We start from the raw sequence: 14,267 nt of genomic DNA, 5'->3' as shown, positions 1-14,267 counted from the left end.
ATGAAATGAAAGCTTTTACCCGCAGTCTTATTGTATTTCTGGCGGCAGTACTTCTGCTCGCACTCCCGTTCCAGGCATCCAAAGCTAGCGCTGCTTCCGCGGAAGACACCCTGTATGCTTATATCCCGATGGATATCGACGAGCATTGGGCTTACGATGCGCTGGACAACTTTGTTTCGGCGGATCTGCTCAAGGGCTATACGGACTCCTACGGCGATACTTATCTAAAACCCGATTTATCCATCAGCCGCGCGGAATTCGTATCCATTCTGGTACGGGCGCTTGGTCTGGCAACCGAGGAAGCAGGCAAATCCTTTGCTGACGTTCCTGCCGGCAAGTGGTACTCCGAGCCGATTCGGATCGCAAGCTCCCTTGGCGTTGTGAACGGTCTGACCGACACGACTTTTGGGCCTGATGAACTCGTTAAACGCGGCGAGATCGCAACGATGGTGGTCCGCGCTTTCGAATCTTCCGTCAAATTTGAAGGCGAAGCGAAGTCCTTCTCCGACGTACCGGAATACTTCGCAACACCTTTCATTGCAAAAGCTAGCCAAGCCGGCATTGTCCGCGGAGCTACCGCAACAACCTTTAAGCCTTACGCCAACGCGACCCGCGCGGAAGCCGTTGTTATGATTCAGCGCGCGCTTGATTTGCAGAAGAGCGATCTTCCCGAAGATGCCGTGCTTACCGCCGTTATTAGCGAGGAAAACGCTAAAGAAGCGGATGCCATTAATGCGGAGGAATACGGCAAGCTTGGCGAAATCCAGGCGCAATATTATACCGGTTATCAACTGGCGGCCAGCTACTGGGACGGCGAGGACTTCGCCGCTTTGAAAGAGCAGGGCTATAAATTGGCGTTTGAGCTGACTGCGCCGGCAAGTCTTGAGGTCATCTCCAAATCGAACCGTTTTGCCGTTATTCATACGACAGGCGGCAAAATCAACATGAAGCTGGAAGGCCCGGACATGACGCATACTCAGGTCATCCCTACGGATGCAACTTACTATCTGAAAAAAATGCCGGACAATAGCTGGAAAATCTATTACATGTATGAAGACGATCCCGAATACAGCGAAGATGAATTCGGATTGTAATAATAAACAAAAGGCTTGCGGATATCCGCAAGCCTTTTGTTTTATATGACGTATGACGAGTCCGGCTCAAACAAACGGCTGATCTGCTCATAATCCTCGCGGGTTAGCTTCCAGCGGGAAGCGGCGGCATTTTCCTGTACCTGGAGAGCCGTCTTGGCGCCGGCGATAACCGTTGTAACCGCCTTGTTGTAGAGCAGCCAATTGATCGCAACCTGACTAAGCGGCTTGCCAATGGACCTCGCGATTCCTTGCAGCAGCTCCACCTTCAGTACATTCCCCTCGAACTGGCCGCGTTTGTAGAGCGGATTGCCATAGGAGCGGATATCGTCATCCCGGAATTTCGTAACCGCGCTGAATTTGCCGGTCAGCAGCCCTTGCGCCAAAGGACTATAAGGGATAAAGCCCAGCTGCTGCTTCTCGGAATAAGGAAGCTCGGCATACTCGACTTGCCTTTGCAGCAGGTTGTACGGGGACTGCAGCGAGACGATGGAGGCAACGGACTGCGCCGCCACAAGCTGATGAACGGAGAAATTCGATACGCCGATGCTGCGGATTTTGCCTGCCTGGACAAGCTCGTTCAGAACCGAAAACGTCTCCTCGATGGGCACCTTGCCTTTAGGATCCGGCCAATGCACCTGATAAAGATCGATATAATCGGTATCCAGCCGAAGAAGGCTGTCATCCACCTCGCGGGTAAGGCTTGCTCCGGACAGGTCGATATCCACCTGGTAACGGTCATCCCAGACAAGACCGCATTTGGTGGCGATAATCACCTTATCCCGTACGGCCTTAAGCGCTTTTCCCAGCACTCTCTCCGATTCCCCGAATCCGTATACCGGAGCCGTATCGAAAAAAGTAATCCCCAGATCAATGGCTTTATCTATCGCCTGCCGGATCTCCTTCTCCTCTACAACTCCCCAGCCGTTTCGGCCTGCAGCCCATGCTCCAAAGCCAATAACCGACGGGTACAGCTCACTTGCGCCCAGCCTTCTTGTCTCCATTCCTCTGCCTCCTTTTATCCGCTCAACTTTTATCATATAATACCTATTTACTTACTTGGAATTATTTCTCATTATACTCTCCCCTTCGTTGCTTGACAACGAAAGAATGAATGCCTATGATGGGGTCAACCTAGAGGAGAAGGAGCAATGCAAATGGCACGCAAACGCGTCGATCACGTTGGAATCATGGTAAGGGATATGGAGGCAACCATCTGCTTCTACGAGGAGTTTGTGGGACTGACCCTGAAAGGCCGTCTGACTCATACGAATGGCGTTATTGAACTGGCTTTCCTTGGCTTCGGGGATTCCGACGAGACGGAGATTGAATTAATTCAGCATTATAACGGCGAGCTGCCCGTTGAAGGCCGCGTTCACCACTTCGCGATTCATGTGGACGATGTGGATGCGGAATTCGCGCGTTTGAAAGAGACAAGCGTAACGTTTATCGACGAGGACATTACAACGCTGCCTAACGGCTACCGTTACTTCTTCATCAGCGGTCCGGAAGGCGAACGAATCGAATTTTTCCAGCGTTAATACATAAAAAGAAGCCTCCATTTCCACCGTTTGCGGATTTGGAGGCTTTTTTCGTCTTTGCTTATTTTACCGCTTCGAGCACTTCAAGAACGTGGCCGTCTACCGATACGCTGCGCCATTCGCGCGCCAGTACGCCGTTCTCGTCGATTAGGAACGTCGAGCGCTCGATCCCCATGAACGTTTCGCCGTTCCAGGAACGCTCCTTCCATACGCCAAACAGCTCGGAAACTTCATGCTCCGTATCGGCCAGCAGCGGGAAAGGGAGCTGGAAGTCGTTAATGAAGGTGTCATGCGACGCAAGGTCATCCGGGCTGATGCCGATAACCTCCGTATTATACGATTTGAACTGCCCGTTGTAATCGCGGAAATCGCAGGACTCCACCGTGCAGCCCGGCGTATTATCCTTCGGATAGAAATAAATGACCAGCTTTTTGCCCTTGTAGTCGGACAGCGAGATATTGTTGCCCGTAGAAGCCGGCAGGGTGAAATCCGGTACAGCTTGTCCTACTTGCGCTTGCGCCATAAATGAACACCTCTCCTCAAAACGTTTTATACGCTCAGTTTACCACGATTAGCCACAAATTCGTAGAACAGCGGCTGCTCCATAACGAAGGCTTGAATCTCTTCTTTGCCAAGCGGCAGCGAGTATGCCAAAGTCAGCTTCATAAGCGCGGCTTCGACGGACATGTTCTCGATAAAGACCGCTCCCGCTTCCTTCAGAAGAATAGACGAAGCATACATCGCTTCGCTGCTGTCCTTGAGCGGACATAGATACAGGTCAACCCCTTGCTCCGCGCAATATCCGGCAAACTGCAAGAGAGAATGGGAATCCGCCCCGCTTGCATTCGCCGTTCCGGAGTGGAACAGGTCATGCAGCACGGCTTTTGGCTTATGCACGGAGAAATCGTAATACGAATAATTCAGCCCCGGAAAAGGACGGATATACAGCATGCCGGACTGGATGCCTTCGCCGTCTTCCAGCCACGGACTGCTCTCCGGCTGACGCGTGCGGAGCTCATCGTGAGCGGGGTTAAACGGATGGTCGTAACGGACCAGTCTTCCGCCTGTCATGGTGCCGTAAGGCACGCTGTAAGGGCTGTCGAACTGGTCGGTGAACGACTCGCATTGCGTAATGCGGCTGCCGAGATAAACGACCGATTCCCCTTTATCATTGCGGTAAATGACGAATACGCCCGGCGCCGCATCCTCCGAAATAAAGTCCACTGCTGCCGCAAAGTTGCTCAGACCGTTCGCCCGCTTGTCGCCAAGCGGATAATTGCTGGCTACAAGGACCAGCGGAATCGTCAGGTCGCATAAAACAAAGCTGAGAAGCGCCGCCGAAAAGGCCAGCGTATCCGAGCCATGCGTCACAATAATACCGTCGTACTTGGATTGATCAACAGCTCGGATGGCCGCAATCAATGTATTCCAGTCCGACGGCACGATATTTTCGCTCAATATATTCATCGGTTGAACCGTTTCAAGATCTGCATCCCGCTTCAGCGCGCTCGCCATGTAAGCATCAATCAAATGGTAGGAGCCTGCTTCATTCACCGAAATCGCGCCGTTGTCGTTCTTGCTGCCGATTGTTCCTCCGGTGAACATCACAAGTATTTGGCTCATCTGTAACTCCCTCTCCGTTTCAGCAATTGGCATATGGTTCTTGTACTCATTCGTCCCCATATGCACCCTAAATCATACTAAACCGGACTTGAAGCTTGCAAGCAAACGATTAGCGAACCCCGCTCCGCAGCGGCGATAGACCGTTGATTCGGCATTCGACGACATCGCCGCCCCGAATGACGGCCGCACCCGGCGTACCGGTCAGGATAACGTCTCCCGGCAGCAGCGTCATCACCTGCGAGTGGAAGGCAATCAGATAAGCAGGCGGAAAAATCATATTCGCCAGCTTGGCGGCATGCGCCAGCCCGCCGTTATGCCACGTCTCCACCTGAAGCTCCTTCAGCTCTCCCGCTTCATCCGGCGTGATCAGCTCGGAGCCAAAGGTGAAGAACGTATCAAAGCTTTTCGCCCGGGTCAAATACCGCATATGCCGGGCGTGAATATCTGCCGCCGTCGTATCGATCGCCGAAGCTATACCAGCAATGGCATGCAGCGCTTCGTCTTCCGATACGTTCCGGCATGTCCGGCCGATAACAATCGCCAGCTCCGCTTCGGCGGTTACCCGCTCGGATTGGGCAGGCAGCACAATAACCTCGCCGTCGCCGATTATGGACGTATCCGGCTTCATAAAGCTGACGGGCTCTTCTTCGCGAAGGACAGCAAGCTGACTCGCATCCGCGGTGTAATTCATGCCGATTCCCCATATTTTGCGGGGATGGCGGTAAAGCGGCGCGGGGCTTGCTTCCAAGGCCGAAATGACTGGCAGTGAAGCTAACTTCTCTTGACCGCCTTCGTTATACCAGGCCGTTAGCTCCGCCAGCTGGCCGCTTGTGATCAAGCTAAATACATCCTTCTGCCAATCTGAACCCGTGACGCGATTAAGCTCCGCCAGCGTTACATATCCTCCCGGCACAGCTATGCTGCCCTGCTCTACACCGTCATGCACAATCGTTGCCAGCTTCATCGTCCTACCGCCCCTTCTCGAATCGTTCCGCCCAGCGCAGCAGCTTAAGGTCCTGCTTCGCGCCCGCTATAACCGACAGCGCGATTGGCGCGCCGTCAACCTCGCCCGCCGGAATCGTTACCTGCGGAAGCCCCGACAGCCCCGCAATGCAGGACAGCTGCATCGTGCGGAACCGTCGTTCTTCAACGGCAGGCCCATGAATGGTCCGGCTTGGCGCCGTACCCGGGATGGTTGGAATGATGAGTAGGCCATCGTCGCCAAGCAGCTCGCGCAGCCGTTTCCGGATTATCTCCCGCAACGCTCCGTCCCTCTCGGCTTCGGCGCCCGTTATCGCGCTTGCCGAAGCAAATCTCGCGCCAATGCTTTCGCCAAACACCGGCTTCTCCTTCACAATCCATTCGCCATGCGTCTGCCAGATTTCCCTACCTTGCGTCGTGCGGAACGCATGGCTCCAGGCTTCCAGACCTTCCGGCGCGACCGATCGCCACTCCTGCGTCATGCCTTCTGTCTGTACAAGCTGTATGCAGGCGCTCTCCAGCGCCTTGCGGCAGGAAGGCTCCGCCTTCTCCCACGCTTCCTCGGCAAAGATCAGTCTGCGCAAATCCTGCCGAGGCGTTTCCTCATCGGCAGCCCCGGCTAACAAGACCTCGCTTACTTGGCGCAGCAGAGAGATGTCTCTTGCCATCCAGCCGACGGTATCGTAGCTTGGAGCAAGCGGAATAACCCCGTCTATGGAAACAAAGTCATGCGTCGGCCGGAATCCGTAAATCCCGCAATAAGCGGCGGGCACGCGGACCGAGCCGCCCGTATCCGTGCCAAGCGCAAAGTCGACGGCACCCGCTGCCACCGCCACCGCCGAGCCGCTGGACGAGCCGCCCGGAATCCGGTCCGGGGCCTTCGGATTAACCGGCGTGCCGTAATGTTCGTTTTGTCCGTTAATGCTGTACATCAATTCATCCGTATGGGTTGTGCCGGTGAGGCGCGCGCCCGATGCCAGCAGCTTGCTGATCGAGGAGGCCGTCTTCTCCCAAGGCGAATGCGTACGCAGCCAATCCGGATTGCCGGCCCCGCTCGTGTACCCTTTTATCGCAAATACATCCTTTACCGCAAATGTCAGGCCGCCAAGCGGTCCTTCTCCAACCGGCGGCAGCTCTAGCTCCGGCTGTACAAACGCGTTGTACGTATCGATCATGGAATAATCCCTCCCTCTTTTTTTTCGATCCGCCTACCAGCCGATGGCCGAACCGTCGCAGCGCGGGTCGGCGCCTCCGCTAAGCAGGCCGTCCTTATTTATCGCAATGGCATGAGCATGCCCCATTATCCCATCGAAATCAGGCAGTCTGCGGACAAGATGTCCCGCCTTCTCCAGCCTCTCGGCCGTCTCTTCCGAAATCCGTCCTTCCAGCTTCAACTCCTGCGTAGGCGCTCCCCAAGTACGTCCCCATACAAAACGCGGCTCGCTGACCGCCTGCTGAGGATTCATGCCAAAATCGATCATGCGCGTCAGCATCAGCGTCTGGGTCTGCGGCTGTCCTTCCCCGCCTTGCGTACCGTACAAGAAGCCCGGCTTGCCGTTCAAGCAAGCCATTGCCGGCATCAGCGTATGGAAGGTCCGCTTGCGCGGCTCCAGCCTGTTAATATGGTTCGGGTCAAGCGAGAAGAACGAACCGCGGTTCTGCAGCAGCACTCCCGTATTACCCGCGACAACACCGGAGCCAAATTCAAAGTATAAGCTTTGGATAAAAGAAACCGCGTTGCCGTCCTCGTCCACAACGGCCGCATAAGCGGTATCGCTGCCGACCGGCTGGCTGTTGATGTCTGCGGCAGCATCCTTTTTAATCGAAGCCGCAAGCTCTGCCGCGTATTCCTTGCCGAGCAGCCGGTCAAGCGGAACGGCCGAGAAGGCGGGATCCGTCAAATACCGGTTGCGGTCGCGGAAGCTCTGCTTCAGCGCCTCCGTCAGCACATGATAATACTCATAGGAGCCGTGCCCCATTGACGCCAGATCAAACTGCTCCAGGATTTGCAAAGCCATAATGCCGGTGAACCCCTGCGAATTCGGCGGCACCTGATAAATATCGTAACCGCGGTAGGAGCCGCGGATGGGCTCCACCCATTCGCCGCCATGCGCGGCGAAATCCTCCTCCGTCAGCAGCCCGCCTTCCGCCTGCAGGAAACGGGCAATCTCTTCAGCCACCTCTCCGCGGTAAAAGCCGTCCCTTCCTTTTTCCGCGATGGTGCTTAAGGTTGCCGCAAGCTTCGACTGGACAAACCTTTCTCCAGCCGGAATGGCGCGCCCGCCGGGCATATAGATCTCCGCCGTAGTTGGCTGCTCCCCCAGCATAGCGGCATGCTGCTTGGTGTGTTCATATTGATCGGGCGACATCGGGAAGCCTTCCGACGCATACGATATTGCCGGCTCCAGCACTTCCGCAAACGTTAAGCGGCCGTACCGGTTCTGCACCGCATACCAGCCGTCAACCATGCCGGGCACCGTAATGGCGCTTCGCGGTCCTCTTGTCGGAATGGATTCCACATCGGCAAAAGCTTCAATGGCTGCCTCAGCTCCCGACCGGCCGCTTGCATTGTAAGCCCGCACTTCCCCGTCCGAAGCGTGATAAGAAAGATAAAAAGCATCTCCCCCAACGCCCGTCATATGCGGATAAACAACCGCCAGACAAGCGCTGACCGCAACCGCCGCGTCAAACGCATTGCCTCCCCGCTCCAATACGCGGGCGCCTGCCGCCGTTGCCAAGTGATGCGGACTAACAACCATCGCTTTTGTACCCGTAACCGGCTTCTTCATCCCCATGCCACCTCGTAAGTCAGGTTTATTAACATTATAGATTCAACATAACACGCTCCCATGCCACCGGCAACAAAAAAGAAAGCCTACCCTGCATTTTTTGTTGATGATGAACAAAAAACGCTATATATTTATGCATATGGTAATGAATCTTTCGATTTTACATACCTTTTGCATATACAGGAGCTATAGAGAGGAGCTAGACTAAACATGCAGCACCGCACTTCAAGTCCAATCGAGAACGTTCAGATCGACGAGATCGATCGCAAAATCATTTCTGCCCTGCATCAGAACGGCAGAATTTCTTACACCGACCTGGCCAAAGACATCGGCTTATCCCGCGTTGCCGTGCAGGCCCGCATCAATACGTTAATGGAAGAGGGCGTCATCGAGCGGTTCACCGCCGTTATTAATCCGGAGAAAATCGGCATTACGGTCAGCGCTTTTTTTAACGTGGAGGTAGAGCCCAAGTATCTTCATGAAGCTGCGGACCTTTTAGCCGACGAACCGGTTGTGACCAGCCTTTATCATATGACGGGCCCTAGCAAGCTGCATATGCACGGACTGTTTACGAGCAATCAGGAAATGGAGACCTTTATGCGGGAGAAGCTGTACCCGCTGCCCGGCATTATGGGCGTCGACTGCCAGGTGCTGATTAACCGATACAAAAGTCGGATGGGAATGAGGCTGTAATATGGAAACAACAACGTCTTTGGAGCCGGGAACAAACCCGCCTCAGACCGGAAGACCTTCCGGCTTAACCGACTACGGCCATATCGTATGGGCCATGGTCAAAACCGGTGTATTAGGCTATGGCGGCGGACCGTCGGTTATTCCGCTTATCCGTTATGAAGCCGTTACCCGCTATCATTGGATCGATGATGATGAATTCGCCGAGATTTTGGCGCTGGCTAACGCCCTCCCGGGACCTATCGCCACCAAAATGGCCGCCTACCTCGGCTACCGACGCAAGGGCTGGCTTGGCGCAGTAGTCTCCGTTCTAGCCCACATCCTGCCTTCGGCCATCGCCATGATTGCGCTGCTGTCGGTGGTGCAGTATCTAAGCGATTCGACTGTCATTCAAGGAATGATCTCCGCCGTTATTCCGGTCATTGCCGTTATGCTTGGCGTTATGGCTTACGAATTCGCGAACCGTGCCGTCAAAGGACTAGGCAAATGGATGGGCTTCGCCATGTTTATCGTCGCCTTTCTCCTTCTGCAAGTTATTAATATTGAAGATGCGATCGTTATCGTCGCTTTTCTTGCGTACGGAGCGGTCCATTTCAAAGCGGCGGGCTGGGTTGCCAAGTGGAAAAGCAAACGGCGCGTACGCTCTGAGGGAGGCGAGGAATAATGGACTGGCTCGACCTTATTATCGGCTTCTTCGTTGCCAACGTCCTTGGGTATGGCGGCGGTCCTGCTTCTATCCCGCTGATGTATAACCAGATCGTTACGCACTACGGCTGGACGAACGACGCCGAATTCTCGAATATTCTTGCACTGGGCAACGCCTTGCCCGGACCAATCGCGACCAAGATCGCCGCGTTTATCGGCTATGACGTTGCCGGCTGGCCCGGCCTCGTGCTTGCGCTTGCGGCTACGATCATCCCTTCCGCCGTCGCGCTGATTTTCCTGCTTAAGCTGCTGCAGAAGCACCGTCAGTCCCCGATTGTGAAAGGAATGACGCTGCTTGTTCAACCGGTTGTCGCCATCATGATGGTGCTGCTCACCTGGCAGATGGTCGATACGTCGATCCATTCCACCAACCTGTGGCAGACGCTTGGCATTGCGGCCGTGGCTTACTGGCTGATGGAGCGCAAAAAGATCCATCCCGCCATCGTCATCTGCATCGCCTTTGTTTACGGCGGTACGGTGCTCGCGCATATCTAAGAGGAGGAACAGGAACCCTCTCATGCGTCATTTGGACGATGGAAGGGTTCCTGTTGATGGCTGGCCTGGCTGTGGTCAGCCGAACTCCCCCTGCTCGAAAAGCAGTATATTTGCCCAATATCGGATGGTCTAACGCATTATATTGCATGAAGTGCAGGATATTTCAACGATTTACGTCATAATAGACTCATTTGGGCTATTATGCTGCATTCCGTGCAGGATATTACCGATTACTGGGCTCACAAGGTCAATATGTTGTATTCCGTACCATGAATGTACCGAGCAGCGGCAGCAGGTGCGTTAAACTCTAACGCAAGCAACTTCCAAGGGTAAACAGATCGATAATTTCCAACGTAAAGTAACGAACTAGTTACTGACAGCGACGCGCCTTCTTCTATGTTGAAATGTTAGACAGCAGAAGAAGCCTTCCCCTATAGAAAAAGCGGCTGTGCCAGGGTTATCCCCGGAGCAGCCGCTTTTTTTACATATCTTTAGAATGCGTATGAACCTCTTGCCCTCTCAGAGGAACACCCCGCTCACCATCCTCTTTCATAAACGGCCAGTAATTCGCTTTGCCGAACATCCGCACCATAACCGGAATGAACAGAGGCAGCATCACCAGCGCGTAAAGGAACAAGCCGCAGAGCACGATTGTGGCGATCTGGAGGAGCGACATAACCCCCGAAGGAAGCATCGCCGCAAAGGTACCGCCCAGAATAACGGCTGCCGACATAATGACGGTGCCCATGTTTTTCATCGCCGCCAGAATCGCTTCGGCCTCCGAAAGCTGATCGCGGTACTCCTTGAAGCGGTCCATCAGGAAGATGCTGTAGTCGATACCCAGCGCCACGAGCATAACGAAGCCGAAGAACGGAACCGCCCAGCTGATGCCGGTATGCCCCAGCATGCGGACGAAGATGACCTCGGTGATTGCCATCGACGTGTAGAACGTCACGAGCAGCGAAGCAATCATATACAGCGGCATGATGAAGGAACGGAACAAGATAATAAGAATAATCGCGATGCCGATAATCATGAGCATAACCGTACGGGAATAGTCCGCATTCGAAATATTGCTCAGATCGTTGTTCATGCTGGAGACGCCGCCAACCGCGTAAGTGACATGACCGTCATAAGGAGTTCCCTGCAAGCCGCGTCCTACGGCCGCCTCCAGATCATCAATCCGCGACATCGTTTCCTCTTCGTACGGGTTGCCGCTGAAGACGACGTCAAACTTCGCCGATTTGCGGTCTTCGGACAAATAAACGTTCAGCGCTTGCTGGAAGTCGTCATTCTTAATCGCTTCAGCCGGAATGAACCAGCCCGTCATCTGCTTGTTCGGCGAGGAAGACAGTTCATTCAAATACCCTTTCGCCGAAGACAGTCCGTCCGTCACTTGCGTCAAGCCGTCGACGCTTTGATCCAGTCCATCCGTCAGTTGACCAAGCTGGCTGTTCAGCTCCGTAAAGCCGGATTGCAGCTCCTTCTGCCCATTCGACAGCTGATCCAGACCTTGCGTAACGCCAGGCAGCTTCGAGACGATCCGGCCTTGGCCGTTCGCCGCCTGCTCAATTCCTTTTTGCAGATCGGAAATGCCGTTTGCCAGCTTGGCGAGTCCCGCCGCAAGCGCCGCTTGCCCGTCAGCGGCTTGCTTGTAGCCGGTGTTGGCTTTGTCCAGCCCGCCGCTCACGCCGGTAAGCTGGGCATTAAGCTGGGACATCTGCCCGCTCAGACCGGAAGCTTGCTGCCCAAGCTGCTTCACCGAGCTTAACGCTTGCTGGTAAGCCGCATCCTCCGCGAGCTCCGGGTGGGTTGCGCTAAGTCCCGAAATGCCTTGCTCCAAACTCGACAATCCGTCCGCAAGCTTCGCCTGCTCGGATGCAACCGACTGATAAGCCTGCGTAAGCTGCGTTAATCCGCCGCCCGCCTGCTGGTAGCCCTTCAGCAGATCCCGGCTTGCAGCCGCTAGCTGATCGGCGCTTGCCCGGGCCTGCTTCAGCCCGGCCGTTAATTCCTTGGCTCCCGCCGAACCGTCCTGCAGACCGCGTTCAATCTGCTTTAGCCCGGTACCCAGCTGGTCGATGCCGCTCTTCAGCGCATTGGTGCCATCCACCAGCTTGCCGGCGCCAGCCGCCGCATCGTTCAGCTTTGGCCCGTTTTTGCTTAGCTCGGAGCTGGCGTCAGAGAGCCCGGAGCCGATTTTGCCAAGCCCGTCATTGCTTTGCCCAAGTCCGTCCTCCAGCGTACCGACCTGGTCCGACACGAGGAAATCGTCCATTGCATCGCCGGTCGGGCGCGTTGCGCTGCGGACCGTTTTTACGCCGTCAACCTTGCCAAGCTCGCGGCTGATCTGCTCAAGCGCCGCAAGTCCGTCAGAGGTATCCAGCGGTTTATCGGATTTCATGACAACCGTCGTTGGCAGTGATTCGCCTGGACCAAAGCTGTCCGCAATGATGTTAAAGGCCTTGACCGAATCATATTTATCGCCAATTTCGTCGAGCGAGTTAAATGACAAGGAGCCTTTGTATGCCGTAAGGAAAGGCACGACCAGCACCGCCAAAATAACGAGCGCCCAGATCGGGCGTTTCAGCGAGAAGCTGCCAACCGCTCCCCACAAGCCGCTCGGCTTATGCTCCAGCGAGCCTTTCGAAGGCCAGAAGAGCTTAGGCCCAAGCGTCGCCATGAAGAACGGCACGATCGTAAACAAAGCCAGCAGCAGCACGGCGATTCCGACGGCTACCGCCACCGCGGAGCGGTATAGAATAAAGGTCGAGAAGCCAATGGAGGCAAAGCCGACCAGTACGGCCAAGCCGGAGAAAAGCACCGTTCTGCCTGCTGTTTTGTAAGTAGCGACAATCGATTCCGGAATATGGCCGCCGCGGTGCGACAGCTCTTCCTTAAACCGGCTGATCAACAAAATGCAGTAGTCGGTCCCGATCCCGAACAATACGGCAACGAGGAAAATCTGCGTAAAGTTGGAGAGCGGGAAGTCCATGTATTTGACGAGAAAAGCAACGATGGACTGCGTCACCATGTAAGTAAAACCAACCGTCAGAAGCGGTACAATCGGAGCTACCGCCGAACGGAATACCACGAACAGAATGATAAGAATAAAGCCGACGGTAATAAATTCGGTTTTCTTCAGCCCTTCCTGCGAGCTTGTGACAACGTCCTCCGAAATAAGCCAGTTGCCCGTGTAATAGTGATCAATCTTGACGTCTTTAAGCGCGTCGTACAAATGATCGCGAACCTCGGCAAGCTCCGCTCCGTCCAGATTCACGTTGACGAGCGCCAGCACGGTGGAGCCGTCTTCCGCCACCATTTGCTTCGCCAGCTCCGGCGTATCGAAATGCGTGGTCAGCGAAGTGATGCGCAGCTCGTCTTTTTCTTCCTTCAGCTTGTTGATGCCGCCTTGTATGCTGGCCAGATCATCATCCGATAATCCGCCGTCCTTATGGAAAACGAGTACCGTAGAGGCACCGCCGCCACCGGCGTCCTTCGTGCCGATTGCCTTCTCCATGTCAGCAGCGATTGTGGAGGAATAGCCGTCGGGCACATTCACCTGCCCTTTCTCGCGGACAAGGTCCTGCATATTGGGTGCGCTTAGCATAAGCCCAACCATTACCGCGATCCAGACAACAAGCAGAATCCATCTTGCTTTGATTACCGTCTTCATTTTTTCTCTAGCTCCTCTCCATCTCCCGGCGGCTGTGACATAACCATGGCCAGCTTCTCATAAGTCTCAATAAACGCAAGTGCTTCCTGCTGGTCAAAATGCTGCAAATACTTCGCGATCAGCTCTTGGATCTTGCGTTCCACCGCATCGGCCATCCGTATGCCTTCGTCGGTCAGTCTCAGCAGCGTGACGCGGCGGTCCTTCTCGTCCGGCATTCTTTCCAGCAGCTGTTTATCGAACAAGCGCGTAATGATGGCGGTAATCGAGCTTTTGCCTACGCAGAAGGCATCAGCAAGCTCGGTAGACGTACACACCCCCATAGTGCGCAAATAACGCAGCGTCGAGGATTGATCAAAAGTCAGATCCTCCGGCATCAAATCGCGGAACATGGCCGTCAGCCTGCGTTCAACGGTAAAATGCGCCCCTTCGTATCGGCGGATGATCTGCCCCAGCATTTCGTTGTCTATAACCATAGGTGTATTCCTCTCGTCTTAATTATTTAGTTTCATTATTGAACTATTCGATAGTTGAACTATATCAAAAGGATTAGTCTTCGGTCAACCAAAATACAGCCATTAATTTGAAAATTTTATGAAAAAGCTGGAGCGATTGCTTGTCCCCATCGGCCGGACTTATAATATTGGTGAAACTTACTAATGTTACGTAGGAGGCTGGA

General features: G+C 54.5%; 13 protein-coding genes. 5 read left to right on the top strand and 8 right to left on the bottom strand.

Features of this window, described 5'->3' with window-relative positions:
* Positions 1-5: 5 nt before the first annotated feature.
* Complete coding sequence (locus CFI03_RS04950) at positions 6-1,094, top strand: S-layer homology domain-containing protein (protein WP_248756669.1); 1,089 nt, start codon at positions 6-8, stop codon at positions 1,092-1,094.
* A gap of 41 nt (positions 1,095-1,135) precedes the next feature.
* Here the strand turns inward: CFI03_RS04950 and CFI03_RS04945 are convergent, their stop codons facing one another.
* Positions 1,136-2,095 carry an aldo/keto reductase gene (locus tag CFI03_RS04945; RefSeq protein ID WP_248756668.1) on the bottom strand — a complete coding sequence of 320 codons (960 nt, stop codon included), beginning with the start codon at positions 2,093-2,095 and terminating at the stop codon, positions 1,136-1,138.
* A 153-nt stretch (positions 2,096-2,248) separates the two neighbouring features.
* On the opposite strand from CFI03_RS04945, the gene CFI03_RS04940 reads away from it, so the two are divergent.
* Positions 2,249-2,632, top strand: a complete 384-nt coding sequence (locus CFI03_RS04940; protein WP_248756667.1) for a VOC family protein — start codon at positions 2,249-2,251, stop codon at positions 2,630-2,632.
* A gap of 61 nt (positions 2,633-2,693) precedes the next feature.
* Here CFI03_RS04940 and bcp read toward each other — a convergent pair whose 3' ends face one another.
* From bcp to ggt, 5 genes are all read right to left on the bottom strand, one after another.
* Complete coding sequence (gene bcp, locus CFI03_RS04935; RefSeq protein WP_248756666.1) at positions 2,694-3,155, bottom strand: thioredoxin-dependent thiol peroxidase; 462 nt, start codon at positions 3,153-3,155, stop codon at positions 2,694-2,696.
* Between the two features lie 26 nt (positions 3,156-3,181).
* Positions 3,182-4,255 carry an asparaginase gene (locus CFI03_RS04930; protein WP_248756665.1) on the bottom strand — a complete coding sequence of 358 codons (1,074 nt, stop codon included), beginning with the start codon at positions 4,253-4,255 and terminating at the stop codon, positions 3,182-3,184.
* A 109-nt stretch (positions 4,256-4,364) separates the two neighbouring features.
* Positions 4,365-5,219 carry a fumarylacetoacetate hydrolase family protein gene (locus CFI03_RS04925; protein ID WP_248756664.1) on the bottom strand — a complete coding sequence of 285 codons (855 nt, stop codon included), beginning with the start codon at positions 5,217-5,219 and terminating at the stop codon, positions 4,365-4,367.
* Positions 5,220-5,223: 4 nt separating this feature from the next.
* Positions 5,224-6,411 (bottom strand): amidase, encoded by a 1,188-nt coding sequence (locus tag CFI03_RS04920; RefSeq protein ID WP_248756663.1) that lies wholly within the window; start codon positions 6,409-6,411, stop codon positions 5,224-5,226.
* A 33-nt stretch (positions 6,412-6,444) separates the two neighbouring features.
* A complete protein-coding gene (gene ggt, locus CFI03_RS04915) occupies positions 6,445-8,025 on the bottom strand; it encodes a gamma-glutamyltransferase (RefSeq protein WP_248756662.1) in 1,581 nt (526 codons plus the stop codon).
* A 210-nt stretch (positions 8,026-8,235) separates the two neighbouring features.
* Between ggt and chrS the strand changes: the two genes are divergently transcribed.
* The 3 genes from chrS to chrA are packed head-to-tail and all read left to right on the top strand — an operon-like array spanning position 8,236 to position 9,915.
* Positions 8,236-8,718, top strand: coding sequence for a chromate efflux transcriptional regulator ChrS (chrS, locus tag CFI03_RS04910; protein ID WP_248756661.1), 483 nt, complete (start codon positions 8,236-8,238; stop codon positions 8,716-8,718).
* Position 8,719: 1 nt separating this feature from the next.
* Positions 8,720-9,379, top strand: a complete 660-nt coding sequence (gene chrB, locus CFI03_RS04905) for a chromate efflux transporter ChrB (RefSeq protein WP_481857650.1) — start codon at positions 8,720-8,722, stop codon at positions 9,377-9,379.
* On the top strand, positions 9,379-9,915 hold the full coding sequence (gene chrA, locus CFI03_RS04900; RefSeq protein ID WP_127496139.1) for a chromate efflux transporter ChrA: 537 nt from the start codon (positions 9,379-9,381) through the stop codon (positions 9,913-9,915). Before chrB ends, chrA begins: the two co-directional genes overlap by 1 nt.
* A 481-nt stretch (positions 9,916-10,396) precedes the next feature.
* Here the strand turns inward: chrA and CFI03_RS04895 are convergent, their stop codons facing one another.
* Both CFI03_RS04895 and CFI03_RS04890 read right to left on the bottom strand, forming a co-directional pair.
* Positions 10,397-13,591 (bottom strand): MMPL family transporter, encoded by a 3,195-nt coding sequence (locus CFI03_RS04895; RefSeq protein WP_248756660.1) that lies wholly within the window; start codon positions 13,589-13,591, stop codon positions 10,397-10,399.
* On the bottom strand, positions 13,588-14,064 hold the full coding sequence (locus CFI03_RS04890) for a MarR family winged helix-turn-helix transcriptional regulator (RefSeq protein WP_248756659.1): 477 nt from the start codon (positions 14,062-14,064) through the stop codon (positions 13,588-13,590). The genes CFI03_RS04895 and CFI03_RS04890 overlap by 4 nt, the downstream gene beginning before the upstream one ends.
* Between the last annotated feature and the right edge of the window lie 203 nt (positions 14,065-14,267).

The organism is Paenibacillus sp. ATY16 (genome assembly GCF_003399985.2).
Taxonomy (GTDB): Bacteria; Bacillota; Bacilli; order Paenibacillales; family Paenibacillaceae; genus Pristimantibacillus; species Pristimantibacillus glycanilyticus.
The sequence above is the reverse complement of the archived record's forward strand: the minus strand, read 5'-3'. Positions and strand labels throughout refer to the sequence as shown.

Coding starts and splice junctions, on each gene's coding strand:
- CFI03_RS04950 (WP_248756669.1), top strand. CDS start 6: ATGAAAGCTTTTACCCGCAGTCTTATTGTATTTCTGGCGGCAGTACTT.
- CFI03_RS04945 (WP_248756668.1), bottom strand. CDS start 2,095: ATGGAGACAAGAAGGCTGGGCGCAAGTGAGCTGTACCCGTCGGTTATT.
- CFI03_RS04940 (WP_248756667.1), top strand. CDS start 2,249: ATGGCACGCAAACGCGTCGATCACGTTGGAATCATGGTAAGGGATATG.
- bcp (WP_248756666.1), bottom strand. CDS start 3,155: ATGGCGCAAGCGCAAGTAGGACAAGCTGTACCGGATTTCACCCTGCCG.
- CFI03_RS04930 (WP_248756665.1), bottom strand. CDS start 4,255: ATGAGCCAAATACTTGTGATGTTCACCGGAGGAACAATCGGCAGCAAG.
- CFI03_RS04925 (WP_248756664.1), bottom strand. CDS start 5,219: ATGAAGCTGGCAACGATTGTGCATGACGGTGTAGAGCAGGGCAGCATA.
- CFI03_RS04920 (WP_248756663.1), bottom strand. CDS start 6,411: ATGATCGATACGTACAACGCGTTTGTACAGCCGGAGCTAGAGCTGCCG.
- ggt (WP_248756662.1), bottom strand. CDS start 8,025: ATGAAGAAGCCGGTTACGGGTACAAAAGCGATGGTTGTTAGTCCGCAT.
- chrS (WP_248756661.1), top strand. CDS start 8,236: ATGCAGCACCGCACTTCAAGTCCAATCGAGAACGTTCAGATCGACGAG.
- chrB (WP_481857650.1), top strand. CDS start 8,720: ATGGAAACAACAACGTCTTTGGAGCCGGGAACAAACCCGCCTCAGACC.
- chrA (WP_127496139.1), top strand. CDS start 9,379: ATGGACTGGCTCGACCTTATTATCGGCTTCTTCGTTGCCAACGTCCTT.
- CFI03_RS04895 (WP_248756660.1), bottom strand. CDS start 13,591: ATGAAGACGGTAATCAAAGCAAGATGGATTCTGCTTGTTGTCTGGATC.
- CFI03_RS04890 (WP_248756659.1), bottom strand. CDS start 14,064: ATGGTTATAGACAACGAAATGCTGGGGCAGATCATCCGCCGATACGAA.